Origin of the sequence: Acinetobacter sp. ACNIH3 (genome assembly GCF_002918965.1) — a bacterium.
Taxonomy (GTDB): Bacteria; Pseudomonadota; Gammaproteobacteria; order Pseudomonadales; family Moraxellaceae; genus Acinetobacter; species Acinetobacter schindleri.
On the sequence record NZ_PQLP01000012.1, the window covers coordinates 57103 to 78148 of the forward strand.

A 21046-nucleotide genomic window follows, 5' to 3' on the forward strand; every position below is an offset into this window, starting at 1 on the left:
TAACCGAAGTTAAAAGTAGAGGTTAAGCAGCCCTTAGAGGTGGCTTTCCTTTGTTAGCTTGATGTGGTCTTTCATGGTTGTAATGCCACAACCAGTTTGTTGCATAATCTTGTACTTCTTCCAGTGTGTCAAATAGATGCTTGCTTAGCCAGCTATAACGTATAGTCCGATTATAACGTTCAATATACGCATTCTGCTGTGGCTTACCTGGTTGAATATATTCAATACGAATACCGTGCTCAGTAGCCCAGCGTACAAATTCATGACTGATAAACTCCGGGCCATTGTCACACCGAATAACTAACGGCTTTTCTCGCCACTCCAGCAACTGATTCAACGTACGAATAACTCGGATTGTAGGTAATGAGAATCCTGCTTCAATCGCTAAGCCTTCTCGACGGTAGTCATCAATCACATTTAATAATCGGAACTTTCGACCATCGATCAGCTGATCATGCATAAAATCTAATGACCAGACCTGATTTTCTCGGATTGGTTCTTTCAATGGTTCAGGCGCGTGCCGTTTTAGTCTTCTTCTCGGTTTAATACGCAGATTTAGTGCCAACTCACAGTAAATGCGGTAAACCCGCTTGTGATTCCAGCAGTGATTCTCAACATGTCGTAAATATGAGAAGCACAGACCAAATCCCCAATCGGAATTTGCCTCAGTGAGTTCAATGAGCTGTTTAGCAATTAATGCATTGTCATCGCAAAGTTTAGCCTGATAACGGTAGCAGGTTTCACTAATGCCAAATGCAGAGCAAGCTAAACGGATACTAACCGCATGCAGGGCAACGGCTTGTTGAGCCATCTGACGTCGGCAAGATGGCTTCACCACTTTTTTGACATTGCTTCCTGAACAATCTCTGCCTTTAATCGCTCTTCAGCATACATTTTTTTTAGTCTGGTATTTTCTGCTTCCAGCTCTTTCAGTCGAGCCATCAATGAGGTATCCATACCGCCATATCTGGCACGCCATTTATAAAACGTGGCATTACTCATGCCATGTTCACGACAAAGGGTGGCTACAGGTGTGCCAGACTCCGCCTGTTTTAAAATGGACATGATCTGGCTGTCAGTAAATTTAGATGTTTTCATGCAGAATCTCCTGCTCGTATCTTAAGAGAAAATTCTACTTTTAGATCCTATTATTTTTAGGGGGGATTACCGATGTAGGTTCTTCTATCTCTGGTACTTACTTATCAGGCCGTAACTACTGGTTGTCTGTTTCATATGATTTCTAATCATATCTAGTCAATAAAAAAACCTGCTGCGGCAGGTTTTTTTATGTTTTGAAAATTCTTATAAAATCCCTACTTCATGTACATAAAAAATCCCCATTAAAGAGACTTTAAACACTTATTTCTCCGATATTTATTAAATTCATTAGCTTAGATATATTTTGTTACACTATTACATTTACATTTCCAAGTTTAGCCTAGCTAAACATTGCCAAAACCAATAACAAAAACAAACATTAACCAAATAAGAATAATTATTATTCGCACATCACAAATTACACGATTCAAGTATTCCATGTCATTCATCAAGTCACGTAAAAAAATCGTTTCTTCTGCGATCGCTTCTTCCCTCTCCATGATCGCAGTGAACGCTGTTGCTGAAGAAAAAGTTGTTCAACTTGAAACTATTCATCAAGAAATTGCTGCTGAAAAACAACAAAGCTTAAAAGTAGATAATTCTACCAATAAAAAATTTGTTGCACCTTTATTAGATACCCCGAAATCAGTATCTGTGATTTCTAAACAACTAATTGAGGATACTCAAGTTACTACTCTTGCTGACGCTTTACGTACTGTACCAGGTATTACCCTGGGTGCCGGTGAAGGTGGCAACCCGAATGGTGATCGTCCATTTATCCGTGGTTATAACTCTGAAAGCTCAATGTATGTAGATGGAGTTCGTAGTGCAACTTCGCAAAACCGTGAAATGTTTGCTGTAGAACAGGTTGAAGTTACCAAAGGTTCTGCTTCTGCTATAGGCGGTGCAGGGACCACTGGTGGTAGCATTAACATGATTTCTAAAGTTGCCAAAGCAGGGGATTCTTTAGAAGGTTCTGTTGCTGGAGGCACTGACAGCTACGCACGTATTACCTTAGATGGTAATAAAGATTTTGGTAATGGTGTTGCAGCACGTGTGGCTGTCATGGGGCATCAAAACGAAAAAGCAGGTCAGAAAGACGGTGCTGAATATAAACGTGCCGGTATTGCGCCAAGTATTAGTTTTGGTCTAGATACCCCTACTCGTGGGACTTTAAGCTATTACTACTTAAAATCTGATGATACACCAGATTCTGGTGTGCCTTACTGGAATTCAGCAACTCAAACAGCTGTAGGCAAACCACTCAATACTAAACAAGGTATTTATTATGGTTGGCTGGATCGTGACTTCCAGAAACAGGAAAACCAGATTGGTACTTTAAAGTTAGAGCACGATTTAACAGATGATCTAACCATTAGTAATACGGTTGTTTATGGCCGATCTAAAAATGATTATGTCTGGACTCAGCCAGATGATTCCAAATTAAATATTGCCAATGGACAAGTGGTTCGTCGTGCAAATACCCGTATTACTGACACAGATACATTTAGCGATCAGCTTTCATTAACCGGTAAATTTAATACCGGTACACTAAAGCATAGTTTTAATGTAGGCACTGAATATTCTAAGCAAGAATCTGACAAAGGAAATTATTTACTTACAGATTTAGGGCAGGCGGCAAGCTCTACTCTTCCGGCTAACCTTAGTGGAAGCAAAGCATGTAACACATTTACCAATACTACCTCAAATTATTGGTGTACGAGTGCTAATAACCCGAACTCAAATGATCCCTGGTTAGGTTCAACTTCTGCAAATCGTGCAATTTCTACTACGACCACTAAAAATACATCAGTGTATTTCTTAGATAACATCGAGATGAACCCTCAATGGCTGTTAGATCTTGGTGTGCGTTGGGATAAATTTGATACTGAGCAGGTCTACAACAAAGAGTCAGGCTCTGGCAGTAGTTTAATTCCAGCTGGAACAAAATTTGGTACTAATGATGATTTCTTTAATTACCAGGCAGGTCTAACATTTAAGCCAACTGAGAATGGCAGTATTTATGCCAGCTATGCAACTTCTGCCAATCCAGTGGGTGTAGACGCTGCTGATGGTTCAGAAGGACTTTCTGTACCTGGACGTAATACCACTGAAGCACAAGCTCAGGCCATGAACAACCTTAAACCTGAGGAAGTTCGCACCATGGAACTTGGCACAAAGTGGGATTTATTTAATGATAAATTAAATCTAACAGCTGCTATTTTCCGTACTGAAAAAACCAACACTCGAGCAACTGATACTGACGGTTTTACCCGTAATATTGGTGAAACACGTGTGGACGGTTTTGAACTTGGAGCGAACGGCAATATCACTGACAAATGGGCTGTATCTGCTGGTTATACTTATCTAGACAGTGAAATTGTCGATGATGGTGCAGGTACCAATGATGGTAACCAGGTTCAGAATGTTGCGAAAAATTCTGCAACTCTTTGGACGACTTATGACCTAACCCCTGCTTTCACAGTTGGTGCGGGTGCAGTTGCCATGGATAAAGTTTACGGTAATGCCGACAACACCAGATACGTTCCAGGTTATGTTCGCTACGATGCAATGGCACGTTATAACGTGAATCAAAATGTTGACCTGCAGTTGAATGTAAACAATCTGACTGATCAACGTTATTTCACTAAAGCTTATGCATCTCACTATGCAACTGAAGCAGAAGGTCGCAATGCAGTCCTTTCTCTAAACTTTAAATACTAAATTTTCGCTTCTTCCCTATTTAAAGATAGCCTCATTCATGAGGCTATCTTTATTTCTGTCCTATATATCAAGGACTACTTGAACATACTGTTTTTAACACCTGTTAGTTATCTTATTTAAGTCATGGCTTAAAACCTCAAGAAAATATAGACCTTACCTTTTTTCTATAGAAATCCTGAATCAAATTCTAAAATTTAAACAGTAATTCCATGCACAAAGTTATAACAATGACTAAATTCAATATTGTTAATGATAATTATTATTAATACAATTCGCAAAATTGTTAAAGGCCATAACAATAACTCCATAATTGCTGCTATTTGATGAACTCGAGCATATCAAGGTGGTAAGGGAAATATTATTTAATTCAGGAATTCTGCAATATGGCGCATATCAAAAGCCGGAAAAATCATTATAAGACTTCATTGGTCGCACTTGCTGCAACTCTGCCTCTTATCGCTCATGCGGATAACACCACCAATGAAGGAGTTATTCAGCTTCCAGAAATTACGGTTAAAAATAAAACTGTAAGTGAATATAAAGTAGATCAATTAAGCTCTGTTAAATCTAGCCAAGCTTTGGTAGATACGCCGCAAACTGTTTCGATTATCAACAAAAATTTATTAAAAGAACAAGGTGCGACTACCTTGGTTGAAGCTCTGCGTAATACACCAGGAATTACCTTGCAACTGGGTGAAAATGGCAATACCAGTGCTGGCGATGCTTTCCAGATGCGCGGCTTTTCAACTCAAAGCTCGACCTATCTGGATGGTATTCGTGATCTGGGCGCTGTGAATCGTGATGTATTTAATCTGGAGCAGGTGGAAGTTATAAAAGGCCCGGCAGGTGCAGAGGGTGGACGTGGTACAGCATCCGGTTATGTGAATCTGGTCAGCAAGCTGCCTCATCTGGAAAACAGCCGTGAAGTGTCTGCAACCTATAACACGGCAGAACATACACGCCTTGCTACCGACATTAATCAGGCCATTAATGACAGCGTCGCCATTCGCCTGAATGCGATGGGACAAGATGGCGGTGTGGAAGGACGCGATTATATCGAAAATAAAGGCTGGGCTATTGCTCCTTCCATCGCCTTTGGTCTGGATAGCGATACTCGTTTATATCTTTACTCACAACACATTCGTCAGCGTAATATCCCGGATGGCGGTATTCCGACTATTGGAATGAAAGGTTTCTGGAATGCAGACCCGCTGATTGCCAATGCAGCTAAAGTGGATCGTGAAAATTATTATGGTCACGCAGATGACCATGAAGATATTGATGCTGACATGTTTACAGCCAAAATCGAAAGTGACTGGGCTGAAAATCTGAAATTTACCAATATTACCCGTCTGGGAAATACCCAGATGCAGCGTACCTTGACAGGGATTAATACGATTTCAAGAAACGACTCTACTAATCCTCAAGACTGGACAGTCAGCCGTTCGCGACAAGGGGTGGATCAGGAAAATAAAATTCTAGCTAATCAGAGTACGATCAACTGGAATGTCAAAACTGGTTCAGTAGAACATGATATGGTCGCTGGCGTAGAGCTATTAAAAGAGCGGCAATATTCTAGAACGCTGGCTACACAAATGCCGGGACAACCAACCAACAGTACACCACCCGCGAATCTATATCATCCTGATCGTTACCAGAATCTACCGGACCCTGTTTATACGGGTGCATATTCTGATGGCGAAACCCAGACGGCGGCAGCTTATCTTTTTGATACGCTCAAGTTTGGTGAACGCTTCCAGTTAAACGGTGGAGTCCGTATCGACTATTATGATACCAATTACGATGCATTGGGTTACTCAACCGACAGCAATACATTGGCAGTGACTGAAACTAGAACAGATTTAAAAGCACATGATACTTTATTCAGCTGGAAGCTTGGTGGTTTATATAAGCCCACAGCCTATAGCAGTGTCTATGCCTCTTATGCCAAGTCCCTGACACCTCCAGGTAGCAATAATTTTAGCCTTTCAACTACAGGAGCAAACAGCTCGACTGCTGATCCTCAAGAAACCCATCATTATGAAATCGGGACCAAATGGGATTTACTGGAGGGTAACCTGGCTTTAAATGCTGCGGTATACCATACCGAAAATGAAAACCAGTTCACTCAAGACCCGATTACCCGCGAGTCTATTCAGGAAGGTAAAACTGTTGTTAAGGGAGTCGAGCTGGGTGCTGTCGGTAAAATTAGCGATGCCTGGAATATTTCAGCTGGCGTAGCCCATATGAAAACCCAGCAAAAAGACCAGCTCAGTGTCAATGCCAACACGGGTGCAATAACCCAGACCAATAGCGTGCGCTGGTCACCTGAATGGACGGCTTCCCTATGGACCACCTATAACATTTCTGGTTTAAAACTGGGTCTGGGCGCGCGGTATGTGGATGAGCAAAAACGTGTGATTACCGATAGTACTGCAACAGCCAATATGCCAAGCATTCCAGGCTATGTGGTATTTGATGCCATGGCCGGATATACCTTTAATGACCGTGCTTCTTTAAACCTGAATGTCTATAACCTGGCAGATAAAGAGTACATCAGCACACTGAATAACGGGGGTGGCCGTATGATCCTGGGTCAACCACGTTCAGCAGCTTTAACCTTAAATTATAAATTTTAATTCAGCCTTTATCTCTACTTACCAATATCGTGTATTCTCTTGAATGCACGATATTTTCAATTGCAGGAATGCTTTTAAAATGATGTTACATATCCCGGCAGTATTAAGCAAACTACAAGTTGCCGAACTGAGACAACAACTTGATACCTCAGAACATTGGATCAATGGACAACTCAGTGCCGGGAGTCAGGCACAGAAAATCAAAAAGAACCTGCAACTGGATTCTTCGTCTGCCCTATATGGGCAGATTAGCCCGATTATTTTACAGGCACTTAAAAACCATCATTTAATTACTTCTGCTGCCCTGCCGAAACATATCTTGCCGCCCCTGTTTAACTGCTATCAGGATTCTGGTAACTATGGCAATCATGTCGATAATGCCATTCATTACTCTCCCCTGCTTGGACAGGCTATTCGCACTGATGTCTCACTGACTTTGTTTTTATCTGAAATCGATGAATATGAAGGTGGGGAGCTGGTGGTCGAAGACCAATATGGCTGCCATGAAGTCAAGCTGGATGCTGGAGATGTGATTGTCTATCCATCGACCAGTCTGCATCGGGTTGAACCGGTGACTCAAGGCAAACGTATAGCAGCTGTCACCTGGATTCAGAGTATGGTTCGGGAAGATGCCAAACGCAGCATGCTATTTGATCTGGATATGACCATTATCAAACTGCGTCAGCAAATTGGCGATACGGAAGAAGTCCTGCAGCTGACCCATCATTACCACAACCTGATTCGTCAATGGGGTGACTTATAATGTCGCAGGACCCAATCGCACCACTGACCCAGATTCCCGCCTACTTACAAACCATTGCCGACTATGAAATGGAGGCAAAAAAACATCTGTCCAGTATGGTCTGGGATTATCTGCAAGGTGGTTCTATGGATGAAGTCAGTGTCCGGGATAATCTACAGCAGTTTCAGGATATTCAGTTATTACCTCGAATGTTGAAGGACCTGAGCCAAGGCAGTACTGAAATTGAAATTTTTGGACAGAAATTTCCGCATCCGATTTTCCTGGCACCGATTGGACACCAGCAGCAATTTCACCCTGAGGCTGAAGCAGCTTCAGCGCTTGCAGCAGAAGTCATGGGCAGCAATATCATTCTCAGCACTTTTACTAATACCGATATGCGGGCACTCAAGCAGGATAATCCTCGCAAATGGTTCCAGCTTTACTGGCAAGGTGATCGGGAAAAATCTTTGGCTTTGGTGAAAATGGCTGAAGCACATCATTACACGGCGCTGGTGATTACCGTGGATTCACCACATACCGGCATCCGTGATCGTGAACGTCGTGCTTTTTTCCATTTACCGAAAGACATGCAGCACCCGCATACACCAGTACATATTCCCCTGCCAGAATTAAAAGAAGGTGATCATCCGGTCTTTCATGGGCTGATGAAAATTGCTCCGACCTGGGAAGATATTGTCTGGATGGTAAAGCAGACCCATTTACCGGTCATTCTAAAAGGCATCGTACATCCGCAGGATGCCCAGCTGGCGATTCAGCATGGGGTAAAAGGTCTGATCATTTCCAATCATGGCGGCCGGGTACTGGATACCTGCATTTCTCCTCTCATTGCCTTGCAACTGATTAAAAAGGTGGTGCCAGCAGATTTTCCTCTGCTTTATGATGGCGGTATTCGCCGTGGTTCGGATATCTTCAAGGCGATTGCCTTAGGTGCTTCTGCGGTGCTGGTTGGCCGTCCTTATATTTATGGACTGGCGACTGCCGGAGCTTTAGGCGTAGCACATGTGATTAAAATCCTCAAAGAAGAATTTGAAATCACCATGGCGCTAATGGGAACAGCCACAGTAGCTGAAATTCAGCCGGGCTGTGTGTTGAATAGAATTGAATGATGATATTTATTTGAAAATAAAGATGAAGTTTCAAGAAGTCGGAAGTGCTATGTTCTACTTCTTGAACTATTATTTAAGAGCATCTTAAATATTTTATATCTCGATAATTATTATCAATTAAAACTAAAATAGACCCATATTTTATCAATTTATAGCAAAAACATAGAGTTAACCCTCCACCCTCTGATCCTTTCATCTATTTTCAAAATTGATTAAATTTTATTCATCGCCAATATCAATTCAGAAAGGATAGCAACGATAACAATAATAATTATTATTTGCGAATCCAAACTTAAAAATAAAAAAGAACTATGATGAGCCAGATAAAATCTCGTAAAAAAATCGTTTCTTCAGCAATCGTTTCTTCCCTTTCTCTTGCATCCGCACATGCAATTGCCCAAGAAAACGTGGTGCAGCTTGAAACCATCCGTCAGGAAGTGCAAGTGGAATCTGTTCCAGGTTTAAAAATCGATCAGTCGGCAAATAGCAAATTTGTTGCCCCTCTCTTGGATACCCCGAAATCTGTGGTTGTGATCCCTCAGCAACTGATTGAAGATACGCAGGTTACGACCTTGGCAGATGCTTTGCGTACTGTGCCGGGGATTACCCTAGGCGCGGGAGAAGGTGGTAATCCAAATGGGGATCGACCTTTTATTCGGGGTTATAACTCGGAGAGTTCGATGTATGTGGATGGTGTACGGAATTCGACTTCACAAAACCGGGAAATGTTTGCCGTTGAGCAGGTCGAAGTCACCAAAGGTTCTGCTTCTGCCATGGGCGGCGCTGGTACCACTGGCGGCAGTATTAACCTGATTTCAAAAGTGGCGAAACAGGGAGATGCGCTGGAAGGCTCGATTACAGGTGGCACAGACATGTACGCACGTATCACTTTAGACGCTAACAAGGACTTTGATAATGGTATGGCGGCTCGTATAGCTGTCATGGGTCATCAGAATGAAAAAGCAAGACAGCATAACGGTACAGAATACAAACGCGCCGGTATTGCACCCAGCTTCAGTTTTGGTCTGGACAATGCAACGCGTGGTACTTTGAGTTATTACTATCTAAAAACTGATGATATTCCAGACTCAGGCATTCCCTATAACAATCCGTTCGGGGCACCTACTGGAGATAACCCTGATAACCGGCCATTAAATGGCAATGGTAAACCGATTAACGTCAAACAAGGGCAGTATTATGGCTGGAAAGATCGTGATTTCCAGAAACAGGAAAACCAGATTGGCACCCTCAAGCTGGAACATGATCTAAATGACAATTTAACCCTCAGCAATACGGCGGTATTTAACCGTTCTAAAAATGACTACCTCTGGACCAATCCTGATGATTCACGCGGAAACTTCATTTTAAATGGCAATGTCTGGGCTCGGGCCAATTCACGTATCGCAGATACCGATACCTTTATTGATTTGCTGGCTTTAACCGGTAAATTCAACACCGGTATCATCCAGCATAGCTTTAATCTGGGTGCAGAATATTCGGATCAGGATACTGAGCGTACTCAATATATTATTAACGGTCTGAATGCGACTGGCAGTTCCTATGCAGCCTGTGGCACTCCTGCCAATATTGTCTTAGGTTGGTGTACTTCTGTAGACAATCCAAATCGGAGTACCTGGACGGGAACGATTAGTACGGATGGTGCAGACAGTTATCATATTGAGACCAAATCCAAATCGATCTACTTCCTGGACAGCATCGAACTGCATCCGCAATGGATTGTGGATCTGGGTGTGCGCTGGGATGACTATAAAACCCAGCAAACATTGACCTATGGACGATTCAATAATGCGGTGACAGGTGCCAACAATACGCCGATTACAGCCGTTCCAGGTGATCAGCTCACCCTTGAAAATGAAGATGACTTTATTAACTATCAGGCCGGTCTAGTCTTTAAGCCAAGAGAAAATGGCAGTATTTATATCAGCTATGCCACTTCCTCAAATCCGGTTGGCATCGATGGCGGTGATGGTTCCGAAAGTATTACTGTAGCTATTGAAAATTTAAAACCGGAAAAAGTCCGTACCATGGAACTGGGGACTAAATGGGATATTCTGGAAGACAAACTCAATTTGACCGCCGCCATTTTCCGTACTGAAAAAATCAATACCCGTTCAACCGATGCTGATGGTACTACCCGTAATATCGGAGAGACTCGTGTTGATGGGATTGAGCTGGGTATCAATGGAAATATTACTGAGAAATGGGCAATTTCCGCAGGCTATACCTATTTGGATAGTGAACTGATTGATGGTGGCTTTGAAAATATTGGAACCACGGCCGAACCGATTTATGTTCCAAGCACAAACAATGGCAATCAGGTTCAGAACGTAGCAGAAAACAGTGCAACTCTATGGATGACCTATCAGGTCATACCTCAACTAACATTGGGTACCGGTGCTGTGGCAATGGATAAAGTTTATGGCAATGCCGCCAATACCAAATTTGTTCCCGGTTATGTGCGTTACGATGCCATGGCACGTTATCAGGTGAACCCCAATGTGGATCTACAGCTAAATATCAATAACCTGTCCGATACACGTTATTTTACCAAAGCCTATTCTTCCCACTATGCTACAGAAGCAGAAGGCATCAGTGCCGTTTTAGGCCTGCATTTTAAATACTGATCTGAGCAATCTTCATGATATTAAGGGCTAGTCTGGATTCATCAAACTAGCCTTTATTTTTTGATATGAAAGATTTCATGTATGCATTGCTTAAGAACTTCCAACAAAGCTATTATATAAAGAAATATTTTAGCCTTATCGCTTAATTACAGGAAAATCCAACAAAATTAAAATAGATTAGAGAAATATTTTTCCAATTAACAACTTTATAAGAAAATCTTTTTTAAGATACGACTAAAATCCATAGAAAAAGCAAAAACTTTTCACATTTTCTGGACTAAAATTTAATTATAGGTTCACCATGCAGGTGTCTGGTCGATCCTGAAGATCAAAACTTAAAAATACAGGATTGATCTAATTTACCCTCACCTGCCTGTAAACGAATATATAGACAAAATCTATGCTGTAGACCGAGCAACTGCTACACCAAGCGAGTATGTCAGGCTACCTAAGGAGCTCTCTCATGATGTTGGCTGATCCAAGTAAAAAATACCGTCGCATGTATCAACGTGTGGACTTACCAGACCGTCAATGGCCGAACAATGAAATCACTAAAGCGCCAATCTGGATGAGTACTGACCTGCGTGATGGTAACCAGGCGATCTTCGAGCCAATGAATATCGAGCAGAAGTTCAAAATGTTCCAGATGTTGGTAAAAATCGGTTTCAAACATATTGAAATCGGCTTCCCATCTGCATCTCAAATTGATTTCGACTTCACCCGTAAATTGATTGAAGAAGGTCATATTCCGGATGACGTCTACATCGAAGTATTGGTTCAGGCACGTGATCATTTAATCGCACGTACTTTTGAATCTTTACAAGGTGCGAAACGCGCAATCGTGCATATCTACAACTCTAACTCTCCAACCTTCCGTCAAAAAGTGTTGAACGTAGACGTTGAAGGTGCAAAACAGTTAGCGATAAATGCAGCGCAAAAAGTGAAAGAATACGCAGCAAAACAGCCTGAAACTGAATTTGTCTTCCAGTACAGTCCTGAATGTTTCTCTGCAACTGAATTAGAAGTCGCGAAAGATGTCTGTGATGCAGTGACTGAAATCTGGGAAGCATCTCCGACCAACAAAGTCATCTTGAACTTGCCGGCCACTGTCGAAGTCTCTACACCAAACGTGTATGCCGACCAGGTGGAATGGATGCACCGCAACATTGAGCGTCGCGACGGCGTGATCATTTCAGTTCACTGTCATAATGACCGTGGCTGTGGCATTGCAGCGTCTGAATTGGCGATTATGGCGGGTGCTGACCGTGTCGAAGGTTGTGTATTCGGCAATGGTGAACGTACCGGTAATGTGGACGTAGCGGCAATTGCCTTAAACATGTATACCCAGGGTGTTGCACCAGAATTAGATTTCTCGAACATTAACGAAATCATCGCGACTGTTGAAGAATGTACCGGTTTGCCTGTACATCCACGTCATCCATATGCGGGCGATTTGGTGTTTACAGCATTCTCTGGTTCACATCAGGATGCGATCAAAAAAGGCTTCGAATTCCAGAAAAACGAAGAAATCTGGGATATGCCGTACTTGCCAATCGACCCAAAAGACTTGGGTCGTGACTATGACGCCGTGATTCGCGTGAATTCACAGTCAGGTAAAGGTGGTATCGCGTACTTGTTAGAATCGAACTATAACGTGACTTTACCACGTCGTTTACAGATCGAATTCTCGCAAATCGTGCAGCAAAAAACCGATGAAGATGGTACTGAGATTTCAGCACAAGCGATCTGGAGCTTATTCAAAGATACCTATGTTGATGCCAAAGATGCACACTACGCTGCCAAGAACTATAAATTGTCAGATGAAAATGGCAACCAGGTGATTGAGCTAGATGTTGAAGTCAATGGTGAAACTCAGCACTTGCGTGGTGAAGGTAACGGTCCAATCTCTGCGATTTTGGATGCATTACAATTGCCAATTGACGTGTTGAACTATGAAGAACGTAGCATCAGTTCTGGTGCACATGCCAAAGCCTTGGCATTGGTTGAACTGCAAGTGAAAGGTACCGGTAAATCCGCCTTTGGTGCTGGTGTCCACGACAACATTGTGACCTCTTCAATTGAAGCGATTATCGCATGTACCAACCGCCTGATTGACCAGGGTGTGTTAAGCACTGAACAGGTGATTGCTGCTGCCGTCTAGACACGGTATTAGAATTAGCGATAATTCATAGCACTAAAAAGACTTTAGAAGGATACCTGCAAATGGTATCCTTTTATTTATTCATACTAAAGATTTAAGGCGAATCATTCCCGTGTCTTTTCCAGCTGACTCAGTGGGCCTTGTTGTCCCACAAAAGTTCCAATTCGAACAGCCGTTAGAGCTTGAATGCGGTCGCATCCTCCCCCGTTTTGAACTGATGGTTGAAACTTATGGCGAACTCAATGCCGATAAGTCCAATGCCATTCTGATTTGTCATGCCCTTTCCGGTCATCATCATGCTGCTGGCTATCATCATGAAGATGATAAAAAACCAGGCTGGTGGGATGCCTGTATTGGTCCAAACAAGGCAATTGATACCAATAAATTTTTTGTGGTTGCCCTGAATAATATTGGTGGCTGTAGTGGTTCGACAGGTCCAACTTCTCCGAACCCTGAAAATGACAACCGCCCTTATGGTCCTGATTTTCCTCTAGTGACTGTACGTGACTGGGTGAAAACCCAAGCCATGCTGTCTGACCGTCTCGGCATTGATGTATGGTATTCCGTCATCGGTGGCTCATTAGGTGGTATGCAGGCATTACAATGGTCGGTAGATTATCCAGATCGTCTGCAAAAATGTGTGATTATTGCCAGCGCACCTAAATTATCTGCACAGAACATTGCCTTTAATGAAGTCGCACGTCAGTCAATTCTGTCAGATCCGGATTTCCATAATGGCCGTTATCTGGAACATGACAGCTATCCAAAACGTGGTCTGATTCTGGCACGTATGGTCGGTCATATCACCTACCTGTCTGAAGAAGCCATGAAGCAGAAATTTGGTCGTGATTTAAAATCCGGTAAATTTATGTATGGTTTCGATGTGGAGTTCCAGGTCGAAAGCTATTTGCGCTATCAAGGTGAACAATTTAGCCGGAACTTTGATGCCAATACTTACCTGATTATGACCAAGGCGCTGGATTACTTTGATCCTTCACGTGAATATCAACAATCATTGGTAAAGGCAATGGCTCAAACCAAATGTAAATTCCTCGTGGTCTCTTTTACAACTGACTGGCGGTTCTCACCTTCACGTTCTGTTGAAATCGTAGACGCCTTAATTACCAATAATAAGCCTGTCAGCTATCTGGATATTGATGCTGAGCAAGGCCATGACTCCTTCCTGTTCCCAATTCCACTGTATGTGAAGTCATTGCGTGCCTTCCTGGGTGGTGAAGAACTGTTAAAATCAACCCCGAAGGAGACGGTGTAATGCGTATTGATCAACAACTGGCAGAACGTTGGATTAAACCGGGTTCACGCGTCCTTGACCTGGGCTGTGGTGACGGTGAATTACTGGCTCATATGAGCAAAAAGCACAATATTCGTGCATACGGATTAGAAATTGATCAAGAAAAGATTGCAATTGCAGTCAGTCGTGGGTTAAATATCATCCAGCAAGACTTAAATCTGGGATTAAGTCGTTTTGCAGACCAGTCTTTTGACTATGTTGTCATGGCACAGGCTTTGCAAGCTGTAGATGCACCGGACGTTTTATTGCGTGATATGGTGCGAGTGGGTAAACAGGCGATTATTACTTTCCCGAACTTTGCGCACTGGAAGACTCGTTCTTTCCTGGCACTAAAAGGGAAAATGCCTGTTTCGGAAGCTTTACCCTATATGTGGTATAACACACCGAACATCCACTTATGTACTTTCCGTGACTTTGAAGCACTTTGCGCGGAAAATAATATCAAAATTATTAACCGACTCGCTGTGAATGGGAATCAACAAGGCAGCATGCTCAGCAAGCACCTCCCTAATCTGTTTGGTGAAGTCGCAATTTATCGAGTGAGCGCTCTATGAAAAAATTATTACTAAGTACGACGCTACTGGCTGGACTTTTTAGCTTTCAGGCCCATGCAGACTATGTTGCTCCAACACCTTCTGTCGCAAGTCAGGCCGCACAATATTCCATCATGGATATCAATAGCTTAATTAAGGCAGCGAAGGCAGGACAGCCAGGTGCACAATTCTATTTAGCAACCAAATACCAGTATGGTAAAGACATTCAGAAAGATGAACGTCAGGCTTTTGCCTGGTATAAAGCAGCAGCCGATCAAGGTCTGGCAGTTGCTCAATTGAATGTAGGCCGTATGCTGGCAGATGGTATTGGCACCAAGAAAGATGAAACACTGGCTCGCCAGTACTTTGAAAAAGCGGCCAGCCGTGGTGATAATCGTGCCAGCTTTAATCTGGCGATGATGGAAGAGAAGAAAAAAAACTATATGGGTGCTTACCAGTGGTATGAACTCTCTACCCGTGACGGCATGCTGGATAATAAAGTGATTACTTTATCTGAAGGCAAGAAAACTGCATTGGCAGCCAACTTGACCCAGGAACAGATCCGTCAGGCACGTGATCGTGCTGACAGATGGATTCAGGCACAATAAGCTGAATGGTATAAATAGCACCTTCGGGTGCTTTTTTATTGCCGCAAATTCTTCATCCATTGCTAAAATAGCGCCCATTCTTTATCTAATAATGAGTTTTAACATGGCTGCAACTGACTGGTTATCCCAAGGCACACTGGTACTGGCAAGTAATAATAAAGGCAAGATTGCAGAATTTGAAAAGATGTTTGCAGAACTCAAACTTCCAGTTGAAGTTATTCCTCAAGGTAAGCTGCATATTGAAGACGCAATTGAAGATGGTTTGAGCTTTGTTGAAAATGCCATTATCAAGGCGCGTCATGCCTCACGTATTTCTGGCAAACCTGCGATTGCTGATGATTCAGGGATTTGTGTACCAGTTCTGGGCGGTGCACCTGGGATTTACTCTGCACGTTATGCGGGTGAACATGGTGATGATGCAGCGAACAATGAAAAATTACTGGCTGACCTGAAACCACTGCGTAACGACGGTGAACCGATTGAAGGCATGTTTGTGTGTGTACTGGCCTTAGTGCAACATGCCGAAGACCCATTACCACAAATCTTCCAGGGCATCTGGAAAGGTGAGATCTTGGAAGCAGCCCGTGGTGAAAATGGCTTTGGCTATGATCCGCTGTTCTGGTTACCTGAACTGGGTATTGCGAGTGCGGAAATGAGCAAGGAAGAGAAAAATAAAATTAGTCACCGTGGTCAGGCAATGCAGCTATTTAAAGCGAGTCTGGAAAAGTAAGTTTCATCTCTCATGGCTCCCTCTCCCGTTGGGAGAGGGCTGGGGTGAGGGATTTAAAATGCATCTTATTCTCTCTCGAGGAAAAGGACTTTTCTGATATTTTTATAAACCCGGCACCAACGCATGCACCATCACTCCATATACGCCGATCAAGATCGCACTGGCAATCGTTCCTGAAGCAATATATTTCGCTGAATAACCCGTACCTTGATAATGGGTTTCCAGTGCCACAATATTGGCTGCTGGTGGAAGCAGGAAATACATCATTAAAACAGCATAAGTTAGTATTTGATGCGGAATTGGCAATAAGAAATAAGCACCTGCTGCCAGTCCTAAAGACAGAATAAAGCGACCACTAATCAATATTAAACTACGGGTCAAATCACTCAGCTGAATCCGGACATGACGGAGCCACATGCCTAGAATACACATGCCAGCAAAGGTCACCAGAAACTTGTTCACGGCATAGCCCCACTGAATCACTGGATGCGATTCATAAGCACTAAAATCCCAAAACGATAAAACTGCTGCAACCGTTAGTGCAATCACCGGTGGAGACTTCAGCATATTTTTAATAATGAATTGCGGTGTCTGCTTTTCAACACTCACTGCTACAACTGCACTGACATTTCCAAATAAAGAACCGCCGATATATAAGGCAACAATGGTATTTAAAGCATCAGGACCAAATAACGCCAAGGCAAAAGGAAATCCCAGCCAGACACCATTCAGATAACTAAAGCACAGCGCACGCAATTTATCTTTGGAGAAAAGAAAGAACAGGCCAAACAGAAACAGTGAGCTAAAGATACTAAAACCGATCAGCCACAGACTGCCCGGCTTATAAAACACCATGTTGTAAATGACAATCAAGGGAATCAAAAGACGTGCCAGTAAAGCGGCCATAAATGGACGAACCGGCTTTAAATAATGGATGCCCCAAAATCCAATCAGAAATGAGATAAGTGGTAGGATCAGTGCCATAAAGAAGATAAAGTCAGGAGGAGTAGACAGGCTTTATCCTAGCATATCTCTATATCCTCAAAAGGATGTTGTTTAAACTGATATCTTTATAAATATCATCACCAATACTGTTATTTAGCTAATAATCGGAATAACTTGTTCAACAATCTGTCCTGCTGTTTCACCCTGCTGGGATTTTTCCAGCCACTGCCACTCATCGGTTTTCATTCTCAGGAAATTGGAACAGCGCGTGCCATAAGCCGGACTTTGAATAAAGGTTGAAGACAACAACTGTTCCAGTTCATGTGAAATCCCGGTCTTGGGCAACAACTCCGGAATGATCTTGCGTTCATCTTCCAGAATATCCCAGACGGCATAGTAAAGATCCGACTCAGGTATATCGGGATGCTGCATCATGGGCAGGAATTCCTGGGTAAAACGCTTGCGTAAGTGACGGGTTTTTTGCCAGTCTTCGCTCATCAGGCCATTTGAGACTACATATACCCCATGTGCCAGTACTTGTGGTGCCTCGCCACGGTTACTCAGATAGACGGCTTGATCACAATCACCGACAAACAGGTTAAAGCCCGCATAATCACATTGACGTTCTTCCAGTTCTTGAGCAAACCGGATAGGTGTCAATTCAGATTCCAGAAAATGCTGAATGATATGTCCACGTGAAGTTGGGTAGTTATTCTTGTCATTACCATCCCTTAAATTGGTAATCACTGCCCATCGTCCTGAAGCAGTTATACCCATCCAGGTACCACCAGACTGCAAATCCTGACCTGCAATAATTGGGCTATTTTGCCAGGCATGTAGGGCGGCTGTCGGACGCTGATAAAACTCATCCCGGTTTGAAATCAGAAAAAGTGGCGTGTCATCCAGTACACGCCAGGCCAAGGCAACGATACACATAATTGATGCTCTAGATCTTTACACATTGAATGTACAACATTTTTCCCAAGTTTAGGCTAAAATCAGGGCAAAACAGAAAGACAAAGGAAGATGCATGCTCAACTATCCCAATATTGATCCTGTAGCGATTTCGCTCGGGCCATTGCAGGTCCACTGGTATGGACTGATGTACCTGATGGCATTTTTATTTGCTTGGGGGCTGGCGACGTATCGCGCTAAACAACGCGGCTGGACATCAGATATGGTCTCGGATTTAATCTTCTTCGGGGCGCTTGGGGTGATTATCGGTGGCCGTGTTGGTTATGTATTTTTCTACGGTTTTTCCCAGTTTCTGGCAGACCCATTGTGGCTGTTCCAGATCTGGACAGGTGGCATGAGCTTCCATGGCGGTTTCCTAGGTGTAATCCTGGCGATGCTACTCTGGTGTAAAAAATACAACATGACCTGGTTCCAGACTCTGGACTTTATCGCGCCGTGTGTACCGACCGGTCTGATGTTTGGCCGTATTGGTAATTTCATCGGCGGGGAACTGTATGGTCGTCAGGTGACTGACCCAAACTTTGCTTTTGGCATGATTTTCCCAACCGATCCACTCCAACTGGTTCGTCATCCATCACAATTGTATCAGGCACTTTGTGAAGGTCTGATTCTGTTTATTGTACTGTGGTGGTTTAGCTCTAAACCTCGCCCACGTATGGCAGTTTCTGCGCTCTTCCTGATTGGTTACGGTCTGGCACGTTTCATCGTCGAATTTTACCGTGAACCGGACAATGGTCAATTATTTATTGGCTGGATGAGTAAGGGGCAATTCCTCAGCCTGCCAATGATTCTGATTGGCCTATGGATGATGTGGTATGCCTACCAGAAAAAAATTTATGACTGGGGTCCACAGAAAAACGTATAAGACATCCTGAACATATTGCGAGGCATCTGCCTCGCTTTTTTATATGTAAAATATGCTAAAGTGCAGATCAACTCTTTTGGATCTTCACGGTTGCCATGCTTGAATACTGGTTTAATCCGCAAATTTCTGTCATTAAAAAATTACTGATTTTTATCGTGATTGCCGTACTGACAGCAGTGCTGTACTGGATAGAACCTTTACCGCTGGATGCGATTCTGATGTTTGCCGGTACTGGAATTATTTTCCTGATCTGCCGTTATTGCAAAATTCATTTTGCTGCAAAGAATCCGACAGGCTTGTTCTATCGCGTACTGACCTGGATTCCAATTGCCCTATTATTGGCATTAGTCTTCATGAATATGAAAGATGGCGAGATCCTGGTTGCAGGTGCGCAGGGCATTGGCTTTATGGCGATTGCCATCTGCATGTTTTCACCACTGTCTTTAATGCATAAAAACACGGACACTCCACCGCCTCATGCTTAATTACTGGTACTCCGAACGCTGCTCACGCCAGATCAGGCTGATCGTCTGTATCGCCACCTGTGCAGTGATTTATTACGCTTCTACCTTTGCAGAACTAAATACAATATTTGTCGGCATCAGTCTGGCAATTGGGATGCTGAGTCATGGCTTACATACAGTCGCCTTGAAACTGTCTGAGCAGAATCCCTATCGGGAAGGTTTTACACGACTGTTTTTCTGTATTCCGCTGATTGCCCTGATTACCCTGTTTGGCTATCTGCCTGAACAGCACAAGATAGCTTTAGGCATTCAATGCATTGGCTTCAGCGCGCTTGGATTATTTATCCTGTCTATTTACGGGAATCGTGCGAAACGCTTCGAAGATTGAACCATTTCGCAAATGCTACTTTTAACTTCTAACTTAAAGGTGAGAATCCAGGCGGTAATAAGTGTATTTCACATCAGAATTACGATAAACCGCATAACCTGACTGTCTAAAATCCGATACCCATGCAGAACCTGAGTATGCTGCAATATGCCCGTACTTATGTTTGGAAGTCCGGTCAATGATATAAATATCACCCTTTTTCGGACGGTCAAATGACAGGTTAATTTTGCGGTAGCCCAATTTCTGTAAGGTACTGCCCCAGTCAGCTGCAGCCACAGGGTGATTCACAATTTTTGCACCTGAAGATTGCAAACCGATACGAATACTGCGCGCACATTTCTGTGTACTGGTACTACGTGTAATGCCTTGCAAATAACTGGTGAATTTTTCAATATTAAAACGCTGGCCATTCATCGCACTAAAAGTCTTGCGTGATTCAGAACTTGTGTTACGAGCTGATTCAGAGCTGTTACGCTGAGGCTGACGTTTAGAATTTTGTCCCGACTGGGAACGAATTATGACGTTCGCTTGAACAGGAGCATGAACTTCACTCATATTCACTTGATGATCATAAATCATATTAAACCAAGTACTCCTCGCCCTTAAGCAGGCGTTCATATCTTTTGAAAGGCCCAAATACTAGCCCCATTAATGTTATTTTTCACGTTCAAAAGGCTTTGTTGCACAAAGATTTGAAATGTAAAGTGCCCCTAATTGAGCTAAATTTAAGGCGTAACTTGGGTAAGTGGTCGACCTAATTCCGTAAATCTGTTAAGGACTGCTACACGTGCATGGATCTCATTCACTTGGCTATCAAAACTCCTTGCACTGAGTTTATCTCCTAATAATTTGATGCAATGCATCTTAGTTTCAACCAAACTTCGCCGATGATAGCCTGACCATTTTTTCCATAGTGTCCTGCCTAAACGTTTAATTGTTCGAAGTAATTCATTTCGCTCTAGCGAGCTACTCTTTGTATCTTTCCATGGTTTCGCATTTTTTCTAGGTGGAATCACCGCATGCGCTTGCCGATCTGCAATGACCTGACGGCATTGCTTGGTGTCATAAGCTCCATCGGTATAAACAGAGT

The 21046-nt window shown here is 43.0% G+C and carries 18 protein-coding genes; 13 read left to right on the plus strand and 5 right to left on the minus strand.

The features are described 5' to 3' along the window. Positions 1-22 precede the first annotated feature (22 nt). Positions 23-1098, minus strand: a protein-coding gene (locus C3420_RS07360) for an IS3 family transposase (RefSeq protein WP_098733269.1) whose coding sequence is annotated in 2 segments (ribosomal slippage) — positions 23-846 and positions 846-1098 — 1077 coding nt in all. Because the reading frame shifts where the segments join, the coding sequence is not laid out codon by codon here. Between the two features lie 438 nt (positions 1099-1536). Between C3420_RS07360 and C3420_RS07365 the strand changes: the two genes are divergently transcribed. The 10 genes from C3420_RS07365 to rdgB all read left to right on the plus strand — a co-directional run bounded on the left by C3420_RS07365 (position 1537) and on the right by rdgB (position 16319). After that, positions 1537-3822: a TonB-dependent receptor gene (locus C3420_RS07365; protein WP_103800304.1), complete on the plus strand. Its 2286-nt coding sequence runs from the start codon at positions 1537-1539 to the stop codon at positions 3820-3822. Positions 3823-4205: 383 nt separating this feature from the next. Then, positions 4206-6461, plus strand: a complete 2256-nt coding sequence (locus C3420_RS07370) for a catecholate siderophore receptor Fiu (protein WP_103800853.1) — start codon at positions 4206-4208, stop codon at positions 6459-6461. A gap of 79 nt (positions 6462-6540) precedes the next feature. After that, on the plus strand, positions 6541-7224 hold the full coding sequence (locus C3420_RS07375; protein WP_103800854.1) for a Fe2+-dependent dioxygenase: 684 nt from the start codon (positions 6541-6543) through the stop codon (positions 7222-7224). Beyond that, the gene (locus C3420_RS07380) at positions 7224-8330 is read left to right on the plus strand and encodes an alpha-hydroxy acid oxidase (protein WP_103800855.1); all 1107 of its coding nucleotides are present in this window, start codon (positions 7224-7226) and stop codon (positions 8328-8330) included. Before C3420_RS07375 ends, C3420_RS07380 begins: the two co-directional genes overlap by 1 nt. A 314-nt stretch (positions 8331-8644) precedes the next feature. After that, positions 8645-10975 (plus strand): TonB-dependent receptor, encoded by a 2331-nt coding sequence (locus C3420_RS07385; RefSeq protein ID WP_103800864.1) that lies wholly within the window; start codon positions 8645-8647, stop codon positions 10973-10975. Between the two features lie 463 nt (positions 10976-11438). Then, a complete protein-coding gene (leuA, locus tag C3420_RS07390) occupies positions 11439-13136 on the plus strand; it encodes a 2-isopropylmalate synthase (RefSeq protein WP_103800856.1) in 1698 nt (565 codons plus the stop codon). 112 nt (positions 13137-13248) lie between these two features. Then, positions 13249-14409 (plus strand): homoserine O-succinyltransferase MetX, encoded by a 1161-nt coding sequence (metX, locus tag C3420_RS07395; RefSeq protein ID WP_103800857.1) that lies wholly within the window; start codon positions 13249-13251, stop codon positions 14407-14409. Further along, entirely contained in the window at positions 14409-15002 is a 594-nt protein-coding gene (gene metW, locus C3420_RS07400) for a methionine biosynthesis protein MetW (RefSeq protein ID WP_004890183.1), read from the plus strand. The genes metX and metW overlap by 1 nt, the downstream gene beginning before the upstream one ends. Further along, a complete protein-coding gene (locus tag C3420_RS07405; RefSeq protein WP_004813225.1) occupies positions 14999-15589 on the plus strand; it encodes a tetratricopeptide repeat protein in 591 nt (196 codons plus the stop codon). Before metW ends, C3420_RS07405 begins: the two co-directional genes overlap by 4 nt. Before the next feature lie 103 nt (positions 15590-15692). Beyond that, positions 15693-16319: an RdgB/HAM1 family non-canonical purine NTP pyrophosphatase gene (gene rdgB, locus C3420_RS07410; protein ID WP_103800858.1), complete on the plus strand. Its 627-nt coding sequence runs from the start codon at positions 15693-15695 to the stop codon at positions 16317-16319. Positions 16320-16421: 102 nt separating this feature from the next. On the opposite strand, the gene C3420_RS07415 is transcribed toward rdgB, so the two are convergent. Both C3420_RS07415 and C3420_RS07420 read right to left on the minus strand, forming a co-directional pair. Beyond that, on the minus strand, positions 16422-17303 hold the full coding sequence (locus C3420_RS07415; RefSeq protein WP_103800859.1) for a permease: 882 nt from the start codon (positions 17301-17303) through the stop codon (positions 16422-16424). 114 nt (positions 17304-17417) lie between these two features. Beyond that, positions 17418-18200: an NRDE family protein gene (locus C3420_RS07420; protein WP_103800860.1), complete on the minus strand. Its 783-nt coding sequence runs from the start codon at positions 18198-18200 to the stop codon at positions 17418-17420. A 94-nt stretch (positions 18201-18294) separates the two neighbouring features. On the opposite strand from C3420_RS07420, the gene lgt reads away from it, so the two are divergent. From lgt to C3420_RS07435, 3 genes are all read left to right on the plus strand, one after another. Then, positions 18295-19104 (plus strand): prolipoprotein diacylglyceryl transferase, encoded by an 810-nt coding sequence (gene lgt, locus C3420_RS07425; protein ID WP_103800861.1) that lies wholly within the window; start codon positions 18295-18297, stop codon positions 19102-19104. A gap of 95 nt (positions 19105-19199) precedes the next feature. Further along, positions 19200-19589 carry a hypothetical protein gene (locus tag C3420_RS07430; protein ID WP_103800862.1) on the plus strand — a complete coding sequence of 130 codons (390 nt, stop codon included), beginning with the start codon at positions 19200-19202 and terminating at the stop codon, positions 19587-19589. Continuing rightward, positions 19582-19956 (plus strand): hypothetical protein, encoded by a 375-nt coding sequence (locus C3420_RS07435; protein WP_103800863.1) that lies wholly within the window; start codon positions 19582-19584, stop codon positions 19954-19956. The genes C3420_RS07430 and C3420_RS07435 overlap by 8 nt, the downstream gene beginning before the upstream one ends. A 33-nt stretch (positions 19957-19989) precedes the next feature. Here the strand turns inward: C3420_RS07435 and C3420_RS07440 are convergent, their stop codons facing one another. Together C3420_RS07440 and C3420_RS07445 are read right to left on the minus strand one after the other, a co-directional pair. After that, positions 19990-20535 carry a CHAP domain-containing protein gene (locus C3420_RS07440; protein ID WP_004890200.1) on the minus strand — a complete coding sequence of 182 codons (546 nt, stop codon included), beginning with the start codon at positions 20533-20535 and terminating at the stop codon, positions 19990-19992. A gap of 146 nt (positions 20536-20681) precedes the next feature. Then, positions 20682-21046: IS5 family transposase (locus C3420_RS07445; protein WP_146048149.1), on the minus strand; the 365-nt coding region annotated here is incomplete at its 5' end.